This is a genomic window from Paenibacillus sp. FSL F4-0122, from assembly GCF_038002845.1.
Lineage (GTDB): Bacteria > Bacillota > Bacilli > Paenibacillales > Paenibacillaceae > Paenibacillus_AQ > Paenibacillus_AQ odorifer.
In genome coordinates, this window is the sequence record NZ_JBBODI010000001.1 from 2,936,938 (window position 1) to 2,958,704 (window position 21,767).

Sequence of the window (21,767 nt, forward strand, 5' to 3'; positions counted from 1 at the left end):
TTTAGAACATCTTTTAGCAACTTGTGCAAACAAGTAAATGTTATTAGTGAGATTTTTCTTCGGAAAAATCAAGGTTAAGCTAATAAGAGCACACGGAGGATGCCTAGGCGCCAGGAGCCGACGAAGGACGTGGCGAACAACGAAACTGCCTCGGGGAGCTGTAAGCAAGCTTTGATCCGGGGGTGTCCGAATGGGGAAACCCAGCTGTGGTAATTCGCAGTTACTCATACCTGAATACATAGGGTGTGTAGAGGCAGACCAGGGGAACTGAAACATCTAAGTACCCTGAGGAAGAGAAAACAATAGTGATTCCGTCAGTAGCGGCGAGCGAACGCGGAACAGCCTAAACCTAAGAGCTTGCTCTTAGGGGTTGTGGGACGTCTCACATGGAGTTACAAAGGAATATGGTAGGTGAAGAGGTCTGGAAAGGCCCGCGATAGAGGTAAAAGCCCTGTAACCTAAACTGTATTCTCTCCGAGACGGATCCCGAGTAGTGCGGGGCACGTGAAACCCCGTATGAATCCAGCAGGACCATCTGCTAAGGCTAAATACTACCTGGCGACCGATAGTGAAACAGTACCGTGAGGGAAAGGTGAAAAGCACCCCGGAAGGGGAGTGAAATAGAACCTGAAACCGTGTGCTTACAAAAAGTCAGAGCCCGATCTATGGGTGATGGCGTGCCTTTTGTAGAATGAACCGGCGAGTTACGTTTAACATGCAAGGTTAAGCCGAGAAGGTGGAGCCGCAGCGAAAGCGAGTCTGAATAGGGCGATTGAGTATGTGGACGTAGACCCGAAACCGTGTGATCTACCCCTGTCCAGGGTGAAGGTGCGGTAACACGCACTGGAGGCCCGAACCCACGTACGTTGAAAAGTGCGGGGATGAGGTGGGGGTAGCGGAGAAATTCCAATCGAACTCGGAGATAGCTGGTTCTCCCCGAAATAGCTTTAGGGCTAGCCTCGGTATAAGAGTAGTGGAGGTAGAGCACTGATTGGGTGCGGGGTCCGCAAGGATTACCAAGCTCAGTCAAACTCCGAATGCCATATACTTATTGCCGGGAGTCAGACAGTGAGTGCTAAGATCCATTGTCAAAAGGGAAACAGCCCAGACCATCAGCTAAGGTCCCCAAGTGTGTGTTAAGTGGGAAAGGATGTGGAGTTGCACAGACAACCAGGATGTTGGCTTAGAAGCAGCCACCATTGAAAGAGTGCGTAATAGCTCACTGGTCGAGTGACTCTGCGCCGAAAATGTAACGGGGCTAAACACACCACCGAAGCTATGGCTAGATACTATGTATCTGGGGTAGGGGAGCGTTGTGTAGGGGTTGAAGGTGTACTGAAAAGAGCGCTGGACACTACACAAGTGAGAATGCCGGTATGAGTAACGAAAAGATCAGTGAGAATCTGATCCGCCGAAAGCCCAAGGTTTCCTGAGGAAGGCTCGTCCGCTCAGGGTAAGTCGGGACCTAAGGCGAGGCCGAAAGGCGTAGTCGAAGGACAACAGTTTGAAATTACTGTACCACCGTAATCCGCTATGAGCGATGGGGTGACGCAGGAGGGTAGTGACGCGGACTGATGGATGTCCGTCTAAGCAGTGAGGCTGATGTGTAGGCAAATCCGCACATCATTAAGGCTGGGCTGTGATGGGGAGCGAAAATTATAGTAGCGAAGGTCATGATCTCACACTGCCAAGAAAAGCCTCTAGCCAGGAGAAGGTGCCCGTACCGCAAACCGACACAGGTAGGCGAGAAGAGAATTCTAAGGCGCGCGGAAGAACTCTCGTTAAGGAACTCGGCAAAATGACCCCGTAACTTCGGGAGAAGGGGTGCCCCGGTAGTGTGAATAGCACGAGGGGGCCGCAGTGAAAAGGCCCAAGCGACTGTTTAGCAAAAACACAGGTCTGTGCGAAGCCGCAAGGCGAAGTATACGGGCTGACGCCTGCCCGGTGCTGGAAGGTTAAGGGGAGTGGTTAGGGGTAACCCGAAGCTATGAACCGAAGCCCCAGTAAACGGCGGCCGTAACTATAACGGTCCTAAGGTAGCGAAATTCCTTGTCAGGTAAATTCTGACCCGCACGAATGGCGTAACGACTTGGGCGCTGTCTCAACGAGAGATCCGGTGAAATTTTAATACCTGTGAAGATGCAGGTTACCCGCGACAAGACGGAAAGACCCCATGGAGCTTTACTGCAGCTTGATATTGAATTTGGGTACGATCTGTACAGGATAGGTGGGAGCCGTAGAAATCGGAGCGCAAGCTTCGGTGGAGGCGCCGTTGGGATACCACCCTGATCGTATCTAGGTTCTAACCTAGTACCCTAATCGGGTACGGGGACCGTGTCAGGCGGGCAGTTTGACTGGGGCGGTCGCCTCCTAAAGAGTAACGGAGGCGTTCCAAGGTTCCCTCAGAATGGTTGGAAATCATTCGCAGAGTGCAAAGGCATAAGGGAGCTTGACTGCGAGACCTACAAGTCGAGCAGGGACGAAAGTCGGACTTAGTGATCCGGTGGTACCGCATGGAAGGGCCATCGCTCAACGGATAAAAGCTACCCTGGGGATAACAGGCTTATCTCCCCCAAGAGTCCACATCGACGGGGAGGTTTGGCACCTCGATGTCGGCTCATCGCATCCTGGGGCTGAAGTAGGTCCCAAGGGTTGGGCTGTTCGCCCATTAAAGCGGTACGCGAGCTGGGTTCAGAACGTCGTGAGACAGTTCGGTCCCTATCTGTCGTGGGCGCAGGAAATTTGAGAGGAGCTGTCCTTAGTACGAGAGGACCGGGATGGACGTACCGCTGGTGCACCAGTTGTTCCGCCAGGAGCATGGCTGGGTAGCTACGTACGGACGGGATAAGCGCTGAAAGCATCTAAGCGTGAAGCCCCCCTCAAGATGAGATTTCCCAATTAGTAAGACCCCTTGAAGACGACGAGGTAGATAGGTTGGAGGTGGAAGTGCAGCAATGCATGGAGCTGACCAATACTAATCGGTCGAGGGCTTATCCTATACTTAGAATGCAGATTCGTTTCGGATTCAGTTTTCAGGCGATTAAGCCTGTAATACGCTTAGAAATTCATTGTCACTTCTGGTGATGAACCGAATTTCACGCGGCAGCGTCTGTTTCACAGACGCATGTTTGGTGGCGATAGCGGAGGGGTTCCACGCGTACCCATCCCGAACACGACCGTTAAGCCCTCCAGCGCCGATGGTACTTGGACCGAAGGGTCCTGGGAGAGTAGGACGTTGCCAAGCACAAATAGACCACTGTTGATAACTCGACAGTGGCTTTTTTGCGTCTATTATAGATTGTGGAAAACTTGTGGATAATTCATTGGAATTTGCAGAAAACTTACGCACATGTGGATAGATGATTAAAAGGCAAAAAATCACCGAATGGTGTGGATTAAGTACATATTTATGTAGATCTGTCAACAGAAAACCTAAGTAATACACGGGTTGCTGTGGATATAGTCAGATTTATGTGGATAGAGGGATTGATAAGTGGATAATTATTTTAACTTGAATAGGACAAGATTACAAGACTATTTTTGAAACTGCTTAAAGCTGTGGATAACTAAAAAAAGTTCGAAAAATATCCTTATAATTCGCACACAATACACTCTCTTGTTATACTAACCATAAAAGTAAATTCATAAATGGTGAGGTGAGTTTTGTGGATATCAGACAGTTGCACTCAGAAGAGTTTGATCTAAGCATGGATTTATCTGAATATGCTTTTCAATACAAGCTGCCTAGTGAGAAAAGGGCTAATGCTAAGGAAAGATTTAAAGCAGAACGCGTATGGGGTGCTTTTGAAGAAGGTACTTTGGAAGCCAAACTTACTCTTCTTCCATTCCAAGTGTACATACAAGGTAGATTAGTACCTATGGGAGGGCTCGCTGGGGTAGCGACATGGCCAGAGAATCGCAGACAGGGACATGTGGCAAAGCTCCTAGCGCATACGCTGCAAACGATGAATGAGGCGGGGCAGACATTATCTTTTCTGCATCCGTTCTTGATCCCTTTTTATCGCAAATTTGGTTGGGAAGTTTATTGTGAATATAAGAAATACTCCATTCCTGTTGCCAAGTTTCCCAAGAAGGTTGAAGTTGAGGGCAAGGTAAGACGCGGTGTTAAAGATATCGTAGTATTGGACAACTTATACAATCGTTTTGCAGTTAGATATAACGGAACACTTAAGCGTGATTTGGACTGGTGGGAGAACTCTGTTCTGGATGATGAAGGTCAGACTGCGGTATTTTATTCACAGCTTGGGGAACCTGAAGGATACGTATTATATAAGATAGAAAATAGAGAACTGGTCATTGATGAATTTGTGTTTTTGAACGAACAGGCCCGGCAGGGGCTGTGGACATTTCTTGCGAATCACGATTCAATGGTGACCGGTGCATCGCTAAAACTGGTGCCATCCGATGATATGTTACCCTTTTTGCTGCCTGATCCGCGTATAGAGCAGGAGAACTATCCTTATTTTATGGCGCGTATTGTGAATGCTAAAGTATTTGTGGAGAGTTATTCTTTTAAGCGTCACAGCAGTCAGAAGAAACAGGTTATTTATATTGAAGATAAATATGCACCATGGAATGACGGGTTGTGGGAATGGACGGTCTCCGAAGAGGGAGCAGCAGCTTTCTTGCGTATAGAGGGTGAACGGGATGCAGCTGACTTAAGCTGTGATATTGGCACGCTGACGATTCTAATGTTTGGATATAAACGCCCTGCAGAGCTGGCTCGTTATGGACTTGTGACTGGTAGTCCGACGGCTCTGGAATGGCTCGAAGAAATCATTCCGCAAGCTGAAACCGCACTTTTTGATCATTTTTAGAAAATAATTAGGCTCTCCCCTTCGAAAGATGCTGGGAGAGTTCTTTATTTCCGAATACATTCGCTGAAAAAAGTGAAAAATAAGAGAATCCTCTTGGAATTAGCACAGAATATGTTATAATATTAAAAAGTCAAAGAAAGTCAAAGTCAACGCACCTGATGGCATACAGTGCGATCCTCTGAATTCGTGAAGTTTTCTTCAGACTTATATGAATGAAGTTCACTAATGAATGTCATTAAGGATGCGGGCCGCAAGCGATATTATGAAGCTTTAAAGAGCACTGGAGGATGAGTGATGCGCAATATCTCTGATATTATTGAACAATATCTGAAGAATATTTTGCATGAAAGTCCCGAAGGTACGGTGGAAATCCAGCGAAATGACCTGGCGGACCAGTTCTCATGCGTACCGTCACAGATCAATTATGTTATTAGTACACGCTTTACACTGGAAAAAGGCTATGTGGTGGAAAGTAAGCGTGGTGGCGGGGGATATATTCGTATTCAACGTTTTGAATTGCCGCCCAACGTGGCACTGCATGCCCATTTAAACCATACTATAGGTGGCGGGATAGATCAGAACGCTGCCGAAGGGTTGATTTATCAACTGGAGGAAGCTGGTTTTCTAAGCAAGCGTGAGGCGTGTCTTATGCGCGCTGCTGTTTCTCGGGATTGCCTAACGGTTAAGATTCCATATCGGGATGAGATTCGGGCCAAGATTATGAAGGCGATGTTAATCTCTTTGTTAGGCAAATAATTGTCAATCATAAGGGAGGGGCTTTCGCTTATGCAATGTCAGGAATGTGGCGTCAAGCCAGCAACACTCCATTTCACCAAGATCGTGAATGGAGAGAAGACAGAATTTCATATCTGCGAGAGCTGTGCGCGGGAGAAGGGTGAACTGATCCCGGGAACTGCTGGAGGATTCTCCATTCACAGCTTGCTGTCCGGTCTGCTTGATCTTGAAGGGGCCGGTAAGGAAAAGACGGCTGCTACGAAGACTACGCAGAGTCTGCAATGTGAGAATTGTGGGATGACGTACTCGCAGTTTAGCAAATTGGGTCGTTTTGGCTGCAGCTCCTGTTATAAATATTTTAACAGTGCACTGGACCCGCTCTTTAAACGGGTGCATGGCAGCACTTCGCATGTAGGCAAGATTCCCAAACGTGCTGGAGCACAGATTGTGTTTAAACGGCAAATTGATGAATTGAAGCTGGAATTACAGCAAAGTATCGCACAGGAGGAATTCGAAACTGCGGCAGAGCTGCGGGATCAAATTCGCCAACTTGAAAAAGAAATGGCACAAGAGTAAAGTCTTTGATATATAGGGGGGATATGACATGTCAAGTCTCCGATTTACTGAACAAGCGCTTAGTGATTGGATGCGCTCGGGAGGCAGTCACTCCGAGATTGTAATTAGCAGCCGTATGCGTATTGCACGTAATTTAGAGCATCTTCCATTCCCTATGCTTGCTTCCTTAGAGCAATCGGAAGAAGTATTAGAGCTGCTGGCCCCTGTGTTTCATGGGGAAACTGCTGCCGAATTCGGATCTTTTCAACTGATAAAGCTTGCTGAAGTGAATGAACTGGACAAAAAGGTATTGGTCGAGAAACATCTCATCAGTCCTAATCTGGCTAATGATTCACGTGGCGCAGCTGTGATATTAAATGAAGATGAGTCGGTCAGCATCATGATTAACGAAGAAGACCATCTGCGGATCCAATGTCTGTTCCCGGGTCTTCAGGTAAGAGAAGCATGGGAACGTGCGACAGCCATCGATGATATCTTCGAATCAGCTGTTAATTACGCTTTTGATGATAAAAGAGGATACTTGACCAGTTGTCCCACCAATGTGGGTACAGGGCTGCGTGCCTCAGTAATGCTGCATTTGCCAGCACTAGTAATGACCCAACAGATCAATCGCATATTGTCAGCAGTGAATCAAGTGGGATTGACTGTAAGAGGAATTTATGGTGAGGGCAGCGAAGCAGTAGGGAACATCTTTCAAATTTCCAATCAGATTACTCTCGGTCAAACGGAAAGTGAAATCATCGAGAACCTTCACAGTGTAGTCACCCAGATTATAGAGCATGAACGAAATGCCCGTGAAAGGCTGCTGGTAGATTCCGCTTTAAGAATTACAGACCGAGTGAAAAGATCTTATGGGATTTTGTGTTATGCAGCTCTAATGGAGCTTAAAGAATCCGCACAACGGCTGTCTGATGTGAGACTTGGGGTCGACCTTGGCATACTGGAAGGCCCTTCGATTTCCGTGCTTAATGAGCTTAACGTTAAGACACAGCCAGGATTTCTGCAAAAAATGTTCGGTGACGAGATGAACGCTACTGAACGGGATATGTATCGGGCGAAACTGCTCCGAGAAACACTGGGAACACAACATTAATATAGATATTTATTATTCATGGAGGTGCAGGAGATATGATGTTTGGAAGATTTACGGAACGCGCACAAAAAGTGCTAGCGCTAGCGCAGGAAGAAGCTGTTCGTTTAGGACACAACAATATTGGCACAGAACATATTTTGCTAGGACTTATTCGTGAAGGAGACGGCATTGCTGCTAAAGCATTAATCGCTTTGGGTCTGGGTCTTGAGAAAATCCAGGATGAAGTGGAGACACTGATTGGCAGAGGCCAAGAACAACCTACGAACATTGCTTATACTCCTCGCGCCAAAAAAGTAATCGAGTTGTCGATGGACGAAGCCCGCAAGCTGGGACATACGTATGTCGGCACTGAGCATATTCTGCTAGGACTTATTCGTGAAGGAGAAGGTGTCGCGGCTCGTGTGCTTAATAACCTCGGCATCAGCTTGAACAAAGCTCGTCAGCAAGTGCTTCAGCTTCTGGGAAGCAGCGAGGCTGCATCCAGTCATAGCGGAACACCTGCTAATGTCAGCACACCGACTCTAGACGGCCTAGCACGCGATTTGACGGCTTATGCGAAGGATGGCAACCTGGATCCAGTTATCGGTCGTAGCAAGGAAATTGAACGTGTTATTCAGGTACTGAGCCGCCGGACGAAGAACAACCCCGTGTTGATAGGTGAACCTGGGGTTGGTAAAACAGCTATTGCTGAAGGCTTGGCCCAAAAGATCATTAATAATGAAATTCCAGAAACACTGCGCGACAAACGCGTAATGACGCTCGATATGGGTTCTGTAGTGGCTGGTACTAAATATCGCGGTGAGTTTGAAGACCGCCTCAAGAAAATCATGGATGAGATTCGCCAAGCGGGGAATATCGTACTCTTTATCGATGAGCTTCATACGCTGATCGGTGCTGGTGGCGCAGAAGGTGCTATTGATGCATCTAACATTCTTAAGCCGGCTTTAGCCCGCGGAGAACTTCAGTGCATCGGTGCGACTACGCTGGATGAATATCGTAAATATATTGAAAAAGATGCAGCTTTGGAGCGTCGTTTCCAACCAATTACGGTGGATCAGCCATCTCCAGAAGAAGCGGTACAAATTCTATTTGGACTTCGCGATCGTTATGAAGCACATCACCGTGTGAAAATTACGGATGAAGCTATCGTGGAAGCTGTAAAGCTGTCTGATCGTTACATTCCGGATCGGTTCCTGCCGGATAAAGCCATTGACCTTATCGATGAAGCAGGGTCTAAAGTAAGGCTTCACTCTTACACTATCCCGCCAAATCTGAAGGAACTAGAAATGCGCTTGGATGATATCCGCAAGGAGAAGGATTCCGCTGTTCAGAGCCAAGAGTTTGAGAAAGCGGCTGCCCTGCGTGATACGGAGCAAAAAATCCGTGAAGAGCTTGATACGACTAAGAACCAGTGGAAAGAAAAACAAGGACGCACCGACTCTGAAGTTACACCTGAAGATATCGCACAGGTTGTCGCAAGCTGGACGGGGATCCCTGTAAGCAAGCTGAAGGAAGAAGAGACCGACCGTCTGCTTAACATGGAAGCTCTGTTGCATGAACGAGTGATTGGTCAGGACGAAGCTGTTAAGGCTGTCAGCCGGGCATTGCGCCGGGCGCGTGCGGGTCTTAAAGATCCGAAACGTCCAATGGGCTCGTTTATCTTCCTCGGTCCTACGGGTGTAGGTAAAACTGAGTTGGCACGTGCGCTTGCTGAAGCTATGTTCGGCGATGAAAATGCGGTCATTCGTATTGATATGTCGGAATACATGGAGAAGCACTCCACGTCCCGTTTAGTTGGTGCCCCTCCTGGATATGTCGGCTATGAAGAAGGCGGCCAATTAACAGAGAAGGTACGTCGTAAACCATACTCTGTAGTACTGCTTGATGAAATTGAAAAAGCGCATCCGGAAGTATTCAACATTTTGCTGCAAGTGCTTGAAGATGGTCGCCTTACCGACTCTAAAGGCCGGGTAGTTGACTTCCGTAATACACTTATCATTCTGACCTCTAACGTAGGTGCACAGGCAATCAAGAAGAATTCGACGCTTGGATTCACGGCTGTGCAAGATGCAGGAGCAGAATACGGCAATATGAAGGGCAAGGTTATGGAAGAGCTCAAGAAGAGCTTCCGTCCAGAGTTCTTGAACCGGATCGACGAAATCATCGTCTTCCACTCACTCGATGAGAAACATATCGCTGAGATCGTTACGTTGATGTCTGATGAGCTCCGCAAGCGCCTGCGTGAATATGATGTTGATTTCGTACTCACGGATGCAGCCAAGGCCTTCTTGGCTAAAGAAGGTTATGACCCAGCCTTTGGTGCACGTCCATTGCGCCGGGCAATTCAGAAGCATATTGAGGACCGTCTTTCTGAGGAATTGTTGAGAGGAAATATCCAAAAGGGTGATTCCCTCAATATTGATGAGGTCGGCGGAGAACTTGTGGTGACTAAAGTGGACGCTCCAGTAGCGCCAGCGCTTGAAAAAGAAGTAGAATCCGAATAAAATAAACAAGGCTTTCGCTCCTGATTTATAGAGGAGCGGAAGCTTTTTTTATTGGAAATAGATCAATTTAAAATATACATTTAATGCAAATACCGAATGACCTTTCGTTAAAGGGGTAGAAATGGTAAACTTTCATTAGAAGAAAATGATCCGAATTGTAAACAGTTCGGACCGTAAGGAGAACAAATGGCTAAAGCAAAAACAAAATTTTTTTGCACCGACTGTGGATACGAATCGCCAAAATGGTTCGGGAAATGCCCAGGGTGCCAGGCTTGGAACTCCATGGTGGAGGAAACGGAAAGCGTAGTCAAAACACAGGGAATGAATGCCCCTATTTTTCATAGTAAAGAAAAGGCACAGTCGATCATAAGTATAGAAAGTGACAAGGAACCGCGCATACTGACAGGTATAGGTGAGCTTAACCGTGTTCTCGGTGGGGGGATCGTACCAGGATCGCTGGTACTAGTAGGGGGAGACCCAGGAATCGGTAAATCTACGCTCTTATTACAGACCTCGCACGCCCTTACAACACAGGGATTGCGAGTACTGTATATCTCGGGCGAAGAATCGGTAAGGCAAACTAAGCTGCGCGCGGATCGCCTCGATGCGTTGTCAACGGAGCTTTATGTACTATGTGAGACAAATATGGAAAGCATAGAAGAAGCGATCGAACAAATCCAGCCGCAATTTCTTGTCATCGATTCTATTCAGACCGTATTTATGCCAGAAGTAACGAGTGCGCCAGGCAGCGTGACCCAGGTTCGGGAGTGTACGACAAGATTTATGCGTATCGCTAAGATTCGTGGAATTGCAACAGTTCTCGTTGGTCATGTTACCAAGGAAGGGGCTATTGCTGGACCACGGATGCTTGAACATATGGTGGACTGCGTGCTGTATTTTGAGGGTGAGCGGCATCATACGTATAGACTTTTGCGGGCTGTAAAAAACCGCTTTGGCTCTACGAATGAAATCGGCATTTTCGAAATGGGTGAAGCGGGGCTTACCGAAGTAGAGAATCCATCGGAGCTCTTTTTATCGGAACGTCCGCTTGGCGTGGCTGGTTCTACTGTGGTGGCAAGTATGGAGGGAACTAGACCTGTGCTTGTAGAACTTCAGGCACTTGTTGCTGCCACCCACTTCCCTTCCCCACGGCGAATGTGCACAGGCATGGATCACCAGCGGATGGCACTTATTATCGCTGTACTCGAGAAACGGATGGGCATGTTCCTGCAGAATCAGGATGCATACCTGAATGTTGCCGGGGGAGTAAAGCTGGATGAACCGGCGATTGATCTAGCTGTAGCTATTAGTATCGCCTCCAGTTTTCGTGATATTTCAACAAAACCTTACGACGTTTTCTTCGGAGAAGTAGGACTTACCGGTGAGGTAAGAGGCGTTTCGCGCGCGGAAATGCGCGTTAAGGAGGCCGCAAAGCTTGGCTTCCGGCGGGTGATTATGCCTGAGAAGAGCATGAAGGGATGGAAGCACCCGCAAGATATCCAGATTATTGGCGTCAGTACCGTAGCAGATGCACTATCGGTCGCGTTAGATTAGGGGGCACAGGGATATGAAAGAATATAACCAATTAGAGAATATGAATGATCTGCTCAGACTGGCGGCACCGGGTACACCTTTTCGGGAAGGTTTGGAGAATGTGCTGCGCGCTAAGACAGGGGCACTTATTGTCGTAGGGTACAGTCCTGAGGTGATGGACGTAGTGGATGGCGGATTCTCCATTAACTGCGATTTTTCGCCCAATTATTTATATGAGCTAGCTAAAATGGACGGAGCTATTATTCTAAGCGAGGATTTAAAGCGTATATTGTATGCTAATACACAACTTATACCGGATTCCTCTATCTCATCCATCGAGACGGGGATCCGTCACCGGACCGCGGAGCGGGTAGCGAAGCAAACGGGTAAGCTGGTGGTTTCCATTTCACAACGCCGCAATATCATCACGCTTTATCAAGGCTCGATACGTTATGCACTCAAAGAGATCGGCGCAATTTTGGCAAAGGCTAACCAAGCGATTCAGACACTCGAGAAGTATAAAGCAGTGCTCACGCAAGGACTGACGAATTTGTCAGCTTCAGAATATGAGGGCATTGTTACCGTTGCTGAAGTAGTGGGTGTTATCCAGCGTGTAGAGATGGTTCTGCGCATAAAAATGGAGATCAAACGTTATATCAACGAATTGGGCAACGAAGGACGCCTGATCAGCATGCAGATGGAAGAACTGGTTGGAAATACAGAGGAAGAAGCATGGCTTCTATACAGAGACTATGCTAAGGAAGAGCAGGAGGATAAAATCCGTGAAATTATCGCCGGTCTCAAACGGATAAGCGATGATGATCTGATGGATGACAACCATATTGCCCGTATACTGGGTTATTCTTCTACGGCCATTACCTCTGAAGAAGTGGTGACTCCACGTGGTTATCGCCTGCTTAACAAAATTCCGCGGCTTCCGAATGTGATCATTCACAATCTGGTGGAGCGCTTTGAAATGCTGCCTAATTTGATGTCCGCAAGCATTGCTGAATTGGATGAAGTGGACGGAATTGGGGAGGTGCGGGCCCGTAATATTCAGGATGGGCTCAAACGTTTACAGAAGCAAGTTCTTATTGACAGGCAAATGTAAATAACATACAATCACGTAATATTGGGGACGTTAAAGGCCAAAGTTAGAAAATTGAGGTGAAGAAATGATACAAAAATCAATTCCGAGTCTTTTTACGATAGGTAATTTGATGCTCGGAATGTTTGGTATCATGATGGCGTTTGACGGTAAGATTAGCATGGCCGCTATCATGGTTATTATTGCTATGCTGTTAGACGGCTTAGATGGTCGAGTAGCTCGCGCTCTAAAATGCGAAAGCGAATTTGGCAAGGAGCTGGACTCCTTATCTGATGTCGTTTCTTTCGGAGTCGCACCGGCCGTTATTTTGTACGTCTCAAGCCTGCAGGATTTAAACTCTGCATTAGGCTGGACAGTAACTGCGATTTTTCCGGTGTTTGGTGCTTTGCGCTTAGCCCGTTTTAATGTTCGTCCGGGGGTTCCGGGTTATTTTATCGGTTTGCCAATTCCTGCTGCAGGTGGTGTACTGGCCACATTAGCTCTTTTTAATAAAGATGTTTCGGCTCCGTTTATGATCGTTGCTACACTGCTCTTATCTTATTTGATGGTCAGCACTGTTAAATATCCTAATTTCAAAAAGATTGGATTGCCGAAAAAAGCGGTGGTTGGAGCGCCAGTGGTTATTGTTGTTGCAGTGGCTGTAGCTGTTGTGTTCCCAGAGCAAATCGCTAAGCTGATCTTTGTCTTACTTGGAATTTACGCATTATACGGCTTTAAGCAAAATATTGATCGGTTGACAGCCAGACGCCGTCATCGTCGTCGTAGCCGTTCAGAGGATAAAGTGTATCACTCCAAGAACGGTTAATCGGTCCATAAGGTAAGGTAACTGAATAAATTATGACCAAAGGTTTTGTCTTCCCTAAGGGATGGCAAAGCCTTTTTGCATTTCCAGCGCTACCCCAAGTTTATCGTCTTGAAAATTGGAACATACTGGTGAGGAATAGATCCATTTAGGATGAATAAAAAGGAGGTGCGTTAGGTTATGTGGAAAAAAGTGATTTTGTCTTTTGCCTTAATATGTGGTGCTTGGTCAGGTTTTTCGCTATACCATGCGCTCGAAAGAGGATTCCCCAAGGGGATGGAAAAGCTGGGTGAAAGCTTACCTGTAGAAGGAAGCATTTTATTTACGGTGCTGGGTGCCATTATTTTTTTGTTTGCGGGGTCTTTATGCGCGGAATGGGGAGGTTCAAAACTGCGGGAGGCGGTTCACTACTGTTCGCGTATTCCAATGAATGAATTAGCTGCAAGTGCAGCTGGGCTTACAGGGGGGCTTCTGTTATCTCTCCTGTTATACCCTGCAATGATCTGGCTTGGGAAAGCTGGGCAGCTGCTGCAAGTGCCGGCTACGTTAGCTTTTGGATATCTGGGGCTGCGGATCGGTTTGGAGAAAAAAGAGGAGCTAGCTGCACTGTGGACATCTGGACGCTGGGGTCAAGCGGCTGAGCCGGAAGGCCGCGGGCTTGAGGAACATAAAATCCTCGACACAAGTGTTATTATCGATGGAAGAATCGCTGACATTTGTAAGACGGGATTTATTGAGGGAACCATTGTCATACCTGAATTCGTACTAGAAGAGCTCCAGCATATTGCTGATTCTTCGGATTTGTTGAAGCGGAACCGGGGACGGCGTGGGCTTGATATTCTAAACAAAATTCAAAAAGAGCTTGATGTGAAGGTATTGATCTATGAGGGAGATTTTGAAGAAATCTCTGAGGTTGACAGTAAGTTAGTGAAGTTGGCGAAGGTACTGCAAGGTAAAGTAGTCACTAATGATTTCAACTTAAATAAGGTTTGCGAATTGCAGGGCGTTTCCGTTCTGAATATTAACGATCTGGCGAATGCTGTGAAGCCAGTAGTGCTGCCCGGTGAGGAAATCGTAGTTCAGGTCATTAAGGATGGCAAAGAGCACGGACAAGGGGTAGCCTACTTAGACGATGGAACGATGATTGTTGTAGAGGGCGGACGGGAATATATCGGGACTACGATGGAGGTTCTGGTCACTAGCGTGCTGCAAACTTCGGCTGGCCGAATGATATTTGCTAAGCCAAAACTTTTGGAAAAAGCGCAATAAGTGAAGATAAAGTGTATGGGGACTGTCCTATGGGTTGGAAATGCCCGCCAAACACGTTATGATGGGATTATACGTGAAAGACAGGAGCCAGATTAATGTCAAACAGTGTGGGCGTCGTCATTGTGGCGGCAGGCAGAGGAACGCGAATGGGAACTGCGGAGAGCAAGCAATATTTGTTACTGCAGGGGAAGCCGATTATCGTTCATACGCTGGAGGTATTCCAGCAGCACGAATTGATCTCTGAAATCGTGCTCGTAACCGGTGAAGAGGATGTTGAACGCTGCCGGGAATGGATACAGCTCTATAAGCTGGACAAGGTTAAGGCTATAGTAACTGGTGGATCTGAGCGTCAGCATTCCGTACATAAAGGGTTGTTGAAACTTACGACACAGTGGGTAATGGTACATGATGGTGTTCGTCCGTTTGTACAGCCGAATGAAATTGAGGCTTGCTACGAACGAGCGAAGCAGATGGGTGCTTCGGTTCTTGCTGTACCCGTCAAGGATACGATCAAACAGGTGGATAATGAAGGACAAGTACTGTCTACGCCGGATCGGCGAAGTCTGTGGGCGATTCAAACCCCGCAGACTTTTCGTCTTTCTGATTTGCTGAAGGCTTATGCAGCGGCGGAACGGGATGGCTTTCTGGGCACCGATGACTCCAGCTTGGCGGAGCGTGCGGGGATTCCGGTTTCTGTGGTAGAGGGAAGCTACAGAAATATTAAGATTACGACACCTGATGATTTGGATTATGCAGAATTCACAGAAAGAAACAGGGGAGAGGGACAATCATGATCGCTGTAGGACAAGGATTTGATGTGCATCAGCTGGTAGAGGGCAGGCCTTGTATTATTGGGGGAGTTACGATTCCTTACGAAAAAGGATTGCTTGGGCATTCCGATGCAGATGTACTGCTGCATGCAGTTAGTGACGCGATTCTAGGCGCACTTGGACTTGGTGATATCGGCAGACATTTTCCGGATACAGATCCAGCCTTTAAGGACGCAGATAGCTTGAAGTTATTAGAAGAGGTATGGGCACTTGCTCGTGAGCGAGGATATAAGCTGGGAAATATCGATTCAACAATTATCGCCCAAAAGCCTAAGATGGCTCCATACATTCCACAAATGACCGAGATTATCGCACGTGCGCTTAATGCCGACCCGTCCAAGGTGAATGTTAAAGCTACTACAACTGAGCAGCTTGGTTTTGCCGGACGCGGCGAAGGAATTGCCGCACAATCTATTGTCTGTCTACTCCAAGATGTGATATCATCTTGAGATGGTCTAAGTAGTAAATTAAGTTCAACCATATGAAGCGGAGGGAATACAATGACGGATGAAGTCCGGGTGCGTTACGCACCGAGCCCTACGGGACATTTACATATAGGTAACGCCAGAACGGCGCTGTTTAACTATCTGTTCGCCCGTAATAAAGGCGGTAAATTCATTATCAGAATTGAAGATACAGACGTAAAGCGCAATGTCGCTGGTGGTGAAGAGAGCCAGCTTAAGTATTTGAAATGGCTGGGTATGGATTGGGATGAGAGTGTTGATGTGGGCGGAGAGTACGGACCTTATCGTCAGACAGAACGTCTTGACTTATATCGTGTACATTGGCAGGATTTGCTGGACAGAGGTCTGGCTTACCGCTGCTATTGCACAGAGGAAGAGCTGGAAGCGGAACGTGAAGAACAGACTGCCCGCGGAGAAACGCCTCGTTATTCTGGCAAACATCGTGATCTGACTGAAGAGCAACGTCTAGCTTTTGAAGCTGAGGGACGAGTTGCCAGCATTCGCTTCCGTGTGCCAGAAGATCGTACTTATGCGTTTGATGATCTCGTAAAAGGCAGTATTTCTTTTGACACAAAAGAAATGGGTGACTTTGTTATTGTGAAGAAGGACGGAATTCCGACCTACAACTTCGCGGTAGCTGTTGACGATCATCTGATGGCTATTACCCACGTATTGCGTGGAGAAGACCATATTTCCAACACACCCCGCCAGCTTATGATCTATGAAGCGCTAGGCTGGGAGCCACCTTTATTTGGTCACATGACGCTTATTGTTGGCGACAACCACAAGAAGCTCAGCAAACGGGATGAATCCGTTATTCAGTTTATCGAGCAATATGATGAATTGGGTTACTTGCCTGAGGCTCTGGTTAACTTCATTTCTCTGCTTGGCTGGTCTCCAGAGGGAGAAGAAGAGATCTTCAGTAAAGAAGAACTTATTTCTATTTTTGATGCGGACCGTTTGTCCAAAAGCCCGGCTGTATTTGATAAAAACAAGCTGGCGCATCTGAATAATCATTATATTAAGCATGCTGATCCTAAACGGATCTCTGCACTGGCTATTCCACATCTGCAAAAAGCGGGTAAAATACCTGCTGAGCTGAACGAAGAGCAACAAACATGGGCGGAAAGCCTTGTCGCGTTGTATCAAGAGCAGATGACTGCAGCTTCTGACATCGTGGCGCTATCGGAACTGTTCTTCCGCAGTCATCTAGAGTTAGAGACGGAAGCAGCGCAGGTTCTGGCTGAAAGCCAAGTTCCTGAGGTATTGTCTGCTTTCCTGGCTAAAGTTGAAGCCTGTCAGGATTTCAGTGCAAGCAACATGGCTGTTCTGATTAAGGAAGTACAGAAAGAAACAGGTCATAAGGGCAAAGCACTCTTTATGCCAATTCGTGTGGCTCTGACCGGACAAACGCACGGACGTGATCTTAATATAACCATTGCTTTGCTCGGCAAAAATCGCGTTATCGAACGTTTGAAATCACAAATTAAGGGCGCTTAAGGTCGTATTTCATACGACTAAACCCCCTTGTCAGTATCTTGTCTTTTGCGCTAAGATAGAATTATATGATAATAGCTGTGATCAGGAGAAGTACGTCCATTGAAGACAATTGCCAGAGAGAATAACCGAGAAAGGGACACCCTTTCGGGCTGGGAGTTATTCATTTGTCCGGGGCAGAACATGCGCCTGTGAGCTGCACGGTTGAATGACCTTTTTAAGGCTCATTAGATCGCGCCGGGAACGTCGCCGTTAATGATGCCAAGTGGAACGAAGAAATTCTGCCGTTTGTTACAATAGCGGCTCATTTGATTCGTTCAAGCAGAGTGGAACCGCGGTTAAACGTCTCTGCAGCATTATGCTGCAGGGGCGTTTTTTGTCTAAATATAAGCAAAAATAATTTTCATACAATACTCTTTGTCTTATATTTCTACGAGATAACAAACCAAGCGAACACTCACAGCATATGTATGATAAGGATGATGGGCCTGGAGACAATACCTTTCTTGTGTACCTGTAAACAGGAGATAAGGAAGTTAAGAAGAGAGGAACCGTGATGTTTAAGCATATTAAGTCGGACATTCGGGCGGTATTTGATAACGATCCTGCTGCCCGCAGCTGGTTCGAGGTTGTCTTCACATATGCCGGCTTGCACGCCATTTGGGGTCACCGGATCGCCCACTCTTTTTTCAAACGCCGCTGGTATACAATGGCTCGTATGGTTTCGCAGTTTAGCAGATTTATGACTGGTGTTGAGATCCATCCCGGAGCTGTCATCGGAAACAGGCTGTTTATCGACCATGGTATGGGGATTGTTATTGGAGAAACCTGCGAAATCGGTGATGATGTTATAATCTATCAAGGGGTTACGCTTGGAGGAACCGGAAAAGAAAAAGGTAAGCGACATCCCACGGTTGGCAACAATGTAGTTATTGGTTCCGGTGCGAAGGTTTTAGGATCTTTTCGTATTGGTGACAATTCAAATATAGGTTCGAATGCTGTTGTGTTGCGTGAAGTGCCTAACAACAGTACAGTAGTAGGGAATCCAGGTCGTGTGGTAAAACGTAATGGAGAACGGGTATCCGATCGGCTCGATCATACGAAGATGCCTGACCCGCTTGTCGATTCACTGCGGTTTTTGCAGAAAGAAATCGAAGAAATTAGGGAAAAGCTTGGCGCAGAAGATAAACAAAAAACCGCACAGCGGATAGCAGAAGCTCAGCAGTATATTGGTGACTATGAAATTTAAGCATCCCGGTATTAAGGAATCCGGAAGAACAGAAAGGGCTGGAATAAGGATGGCTTTACAAATATATAACACAATGACACGCAGCAAGGAGCAGTTTGTGCCCCAGGAGCCGGGCAAAGTTAAGATGTATGTGTGTGGTCCAACCGTTTATGGATATATGCATATCGGAAATGCTAGACCTATAATTGTTTTTGATATGGTCCGGAATTACTTGGAGCAGTTAGGTAATGAGGTGCGTTATGTTACGAATTTCACGGATGTTGATGATAAACTGATTCGCAAAGCCGAAGAAATGAACACTACTGTAGCAGAGGTAGCGGAAACTTTCATTGCTGCTTACCGTGAGGATCTGGAAGGGCTTGGTGTTAAACCGGCAACCTTGAATCCCCGTGTAACGGAAAGCATGGAACTGATCATTGGATTTATTAAAGAGCTTGAGGAAAAAGGATACGCATACGAAAGCGGCGGCGATGTATATTACCGCACTTCAAAATTTGAAGACTACGGTAAATTATCTCGTCAGAATCTGGATGAGCTGCAGTTTGGTATCCGTGTTGAGGTGGACTCACGTAAGGAAAAACCAGAGGATTTTGTGCTTTGGAAAGCAGCCAAACCTGGTGAAGTGCACTGGAGTAGCCCTTGGGGAGACGGACGTCCAGGCTGGCATATTGAATGCTCGGCTATGGCGCGCGAGTTCTTGGGAGATACGATTGATATCCATGGTGGTGGACAAGATTTGCAGTTCCCACATCATGAATGCGAATGCGCTCAGACTGAAGCTCTGACTGGTAAACCACTCTCTAATTACTGGATGCATAATGGATTCATCAACATTGGTGATGAGAAAATGTCGAAATCGCTCGGTAATGGCTGGCTTGTAAAAGACATCCGTGAGCGTTTTAAAGCAGGAGCTATCCGCTATTTCATGCTATCGACCCATTACCGCAACCCGCTGAATTTCTCAGAGGAATCTATGACTTCCGCCGAAAAGAGCGTTGAACGGATCACGCTTGCAGAGAGTAACGTTAAACATCGGCTTGAACTCGCTGCTGATGGTGCTCAAGGTGAAGTCAACTCAGAGATTAATGATAAGCTGTCGGCTATAGTGGCCAATTTCCATGCTAGAATGCAGGATGACTTTAATACGCCTGATGCGATCACAGCTATGTTCGACTGGGTGAGCCTGGCAAACCATACGCTTGCGAATAACGAGGCTGCTCCTGCTGATTTTGCTGCATTGCAGCAAGCTTTTGGCGAAATGAATGCTGTGCTGCGTTTGACGCCTGAACTGGAAGAGGAAATTGCAAGTGAAGAAGTTGAACGGTTGATCGCCGAGCGGGTTGAAGCTCGTAAGAATAAGAATTGGAGCCGGTCTGACGAGATCCGTGATGAATTAGGCCGCTTGGGCATATTGCTTGAGGATACTCCACAAGGAATGCGGTGGCGTCGTAAATGAGTGAGGAACGCAAGTTTGATAACGGATGGTTTCCTTATGAGCCTTCCAAACCTGCGCGACTACTTTCGCCTATTGTTCTAGCTTATGTAGGAGATGCTATCTATGAGGTGGCTGTTCGCCAGTATTTAGTATCTCTTCCGAATTTGCGTCCGAACCATTTGCATCGTTCTGCTACAGGGCTGGTATCCGCTAAAGCACAGTGTGCAATTCTGAACTTTTTGGAGCCTAGTCTCACGGAAGAGGAGAAGGATGTCGCCCGTCAGGGGAGAAATGCGAAATCGGGAAGTGTTCCTAAGAATGCGGATGTGCTTGAATACCGTCATGCTACAGCTTTTGAGTGCTTGATTGGTTACTTGTACTACACAGGACAACAGGAGAGAATAGAAGAAATTGTGCACAAGGGTATACAGTTTATGTTGAAACAGCCGTGATAGGCTTTGGCGAAATAGAAAATAGGAGAAGTGAACATGGAAGAAGAATTGAAGAATGAAGAGGAAATATTGGCAGGGAAGCATTCTGTGCTTGAAGCGCTTCGTGCTGGTCGTACATTAAATAAAATTTGGATTGCAGAGACAGCCCAGAAGCATCTGACAGCACCCATCGTTGCCGAAGCCCGGAAAGCGGGAATTGTCATTCAGCATGTGGACAAGCGTAAGTTGGATCAACTGGCACCAGGTGTGCAGCATCAAGGGGTGGTTGCACAAGCAGCACCATTTGCCTATGTTGAAGTGGATGATTTGTTAGCTATAGCAGAAGCCAAAGGAGAACCGGCATTCCTTATTTTGCTTGATGAAATTGAAGATCCTCATAACCTGGGCTCGATTCTGCGGACGGCGGATTGTACTGGAGTACATGGGGTAATCGTACCTAAACGCCGTTCGGCTCAGATAACTGCGACCGTGTCCAAAACATCCGCGGGTGCTGTGGAGTATGTTCCGGTTGCCCGGGTTACAAACCTGGGTCAGACCATTGACCGTCTAAAAGAGCAGGGAGTCTGGGTAGTAGGAACAGACGTGGATACCGATCAGAATCTATACCAATCCGATATTTTCACGGGTCCGGTAGCTGTTGTAATCGGCAATGAGAATAAAGGAATGGGACGCCTGATTCGTGAAAAATGTGATGTGCTTCTTAAGCTGCCGATGGCCGGAAAGATCAATTCATTAAATGCCTCTGTCGCCGCAGGAGTCATTATGTATGAAGTGATACGCCGCCGGCAACAGCAGGGATAGCTATGGCCGACTGGCGCGATGTGCTGCTTGTGGATGGATATAACATGATCGGTGGCTGGCCGGAACTTGTGGCACTGTCCCAGATTGGTATGCAGGAAGCACGCGACCGCTTGATGGATTTGCTGGCAGATTACCAGGCTTTCTCTGGACGAAGAGTTATTGCTGTTTTTGATGCATACCGTGTTCCGGGGTTGGGAAGGTCTTTTGTCCAGGGTAAGGTCCAGGTGTACTTCACCAAGGAAAAAGAAACCGCAGATGAATGCATTGAGCGACTGGTTGGGGAATATAGCAATCGGCGCCGGCAGATCTATGTGGCTACGAGTGATTTTATAGAGCAGCATATTATTTTTGCACAAGGTGCATTGCGAATTTCGGCAAGGGAATTGCATCTGGAAATTGAAGAGAATCAAAAACAAGTAAAAAAAGCTATCGAACCTGGCGGTGTCAGTTCTACTCGTCATTCTTTGGAAGACAAACTGCCTCCCGATGTGCGCAGTAAGCTGGAAAAATGGCGCAGGCAGTGAGATCGAGGAAGAATCAGGAAATATTTTATTCCAATTTATGCTATTCTAGATTGATTT

The 21,767-nt window shown here is 47.0% G+C and carries 17 protein-coding genes and 2 rRNA genes; all 19 read left to right on the plus strand.

What is annotated here, in order from left to right; all coding sequences use genetic code 11:
- Positions 1-72 precede the first annotated feature (72 nt).
- The 19 genes from MHH49_RS12490 (at position 73) to MHH49_RS12580 (ending at position 21,710) form a co-directional block, all read left to right on the plus strand.
- Positions 73-2,998, plus strand: a 23S ribosomal RNA gene (locus MHH49_RS12490).
- A 129-nt stretch (positions 2,999-3,127) separates the two neighbouring features.
- A 5S ribosomal RNA gene (rrf, locus tag MHH49_RS12495) occupies positions 3,128-3,244 on the plus strand.
- Between the two features lie 421 nt (positions 3,245-3,665).
- Positions 3,666-4,838, plus strand: a complete 1,173-nt coding sequence (locus tag MHH49_RS12500) for a GNAT family N-acetyltransferase (protein WP_076215388.1) — start codon at positions 3,666-3,668, stop codon at positions 4,836-4,838.
- 294 nt (positions 4,839-5,132) lie between these two features.
- The gene (locus MHH49_RS12505) at positions 5,133-5,594 is read left to right on the plus strand and encodes a CtsR family transcriptional regulator (RefSeq protein ID WP_036680465.1); all 462 of its coding nucleotides are present in this window, start codon (positions 5,133-5,135) and stop codon (positions 5,592-5,594) included.
- A 30-nt stretch (positions 5,595-5,624) separates the two neighbouring features.
- Positions 5,625-6,149: a UvrB/UvrC motif-containing protein gene (locus MHH49_RS12510; RefSeq protein WP_036680467.1), complete on the plus strand. Its 525-nt coding sequence runs from the start codon at positions 5,625-5,627 to the stop codon at positions 6,147-6,149.
- Between the two features lie 28 nt (positions 6,150-6,177).
- Positions 6,178-7,242, plus strand: a complete 1,065-nt coding sequence (locus MHH49_RS12515) for a protein arginine kinase (protein ID WP_036680469.1) — start codon at positions 6,178-6,180, stop codon at positions 7,240-7,242.
- Between the two features lie 35 nt (positions 7,243-7,277).
- Positions 7,278-9,746 (plus strand): ATP-dependent protease ATP-binding subunit ClpC, encoded by a 2,469-nt coding sequence (gene clpC, locus MHH49_RS12520; protein ID WP_036680471.1) that lies wholly within the window; start codon positions 7,278-7,280, stop codon positions 9,744-9,746.
- Between the two features lie 186 nt (positions 9,747-9,932).
- On the plus strand, positions 9,933-11,300 hold the full coding sequence (gene radA / locus MHH49_RS12525; RefSeq protein WP_036680472.1) for a DNA repair protein RadA: 1,368 nt from the start codon (positions 9,933-9,935) through the stop codon (positions 11,298-11,300).
- A 13-nt stretch (positions 11,301-11,313) separates the two neighbouring features.
- Positions 11,314-12,390 (plus strand): DNA integrity scanning diadenylate cyclase DisA, encoded by a 1,077-nt coding sequence (disA, locus tag MHH49_RS12530; RefSeq protein WP_036680475.1) that lies wholly within the window; start codon positions 11,314-11,316, stop codon positions 12,388-12,390.
- Between the two features lie 64 nt (positions 12,391-12,454).
- Entirely contained in the window at positions 12,455-13,192 is a 738-nt protein-coding gene (pssA, locus tag MHH49_RS12535; protein ID WP_036680477.1) for a CDP-diacylglycerol--serine O-phosphatidyltransferase, read from the plus strand.
- 177 nt (positions 13,193-13,369) lie between these two features.
- On the plus strand, positions 13,370-14,458 hold the full coding sequence (locus MHH49_RS12540; protein WP_036680481.1) for a PIN/TRAM domain-containing protein: 1,089 nt from the start codon (positions 13,370-13,372) through the stop codon (positions 14,456-14,458).
- 95 nt (positions 14,459-14,553) lie between these two features.
- Positions 14,554-15,252: a 2-C-methyl-D-erythritol 4-phosphate cytidylyltransferase gene (gene ispD, locus MHH49_RS12545; protein ID WP_076317118.1), complete on the plus strand. Its 699-nt coding sequence runs from the start codon at positions 14,554-14,556 to the stop codon at positions 15,250-15,252.
- Complete coding sequence (ispF, locus tag MHH49_RS12550) at positions 15,249-15,737, plus strand: 2-C-methyl-D-erythritol 2,4-cyclodiphosphate synthase (protein WP_036680486.1); 489 nt, start codon at positions 15,249-15,251, stop codon at positions 15,735-15,737. The genes ispD and ispF overlap by 4 nt, the downstream gene beginning before the upstream one ends.
- Positions 15,738-15,788: 51 nt before the next feature.
- A complete protein-coding gene (gltX, locus tag MHH49_RS12555) occupies positions 15,789-17,252 on the plus strand; it encodes a glutamate--tRNA ligase (protein WP_076105939.1) in 1,464 nt (487 codons plus the stop codon).
- 553 nt (positions 17,253-17,805) lie between these two features.
- On the plus strand, positions 17,806-18,498 hold the full coding sequence (gene cysE, locus MHH49_RS12560) for a serine O-acetyltransferase (RefSeq protein WP_036680489.1): 693 nt from the start codon (positions 17,806-17,808) through the stop codon (positions 18,496-18,498).
- Between the two features lie 49 nt (positions 18,499-18,547).
- Positions 18,548-19,954: a cysteine--tRNA ligase gene (gene cysS / locus MHH49_RS12565; protein ID WP_076274936.1), complete on the plus strand. Its 1,407-nt coding sequence runs from the start codon at positions 18,548-18,550 to the stop codon at positions 19,952-19,954.
- Positions 19,951-20,385, plus strand: coding sequence for a Mini-ribonuclease 3 (locus MHH49_RS12570; protein WP_038573467.1), 435 nt, complete (start codon positions 19,951-19,953; stop codon positions 20,383-20,385). Before cysS ends, MHH49_RS12570 begins: the two co-directional genes overlap by 4 nt.
- Before the next feature lie 36 nt (positions 20,386-20,421).
- Positions 20,422-21,186, plus strand: a complete 765-nt coding sequence (rlmB, locus tag MHH49_RS12575; RefSeq protein ID WP_076317119.1) for a 23S rRNA (guanosine(2251)-2'-O)-methyltransferase RlmB — start codon at positions 20,422-20,424, stop codon at positions 21,184-21,186.
- Positions 21,187-21,188: 2 nt separating this feature from the next.
- Complete coding sequence (locus tag MHH49_RS12580) at positions 21,189-21,710, plus strand: NYN domain-containing protein (RefSeq protein ID WP_036680494.1); 522 nt, start codon at positions 21,189-21,191, stop codon at positions 21,708-21,710.
- Positions 21,711-21,767: the final 57 nt, after the last annotated feature.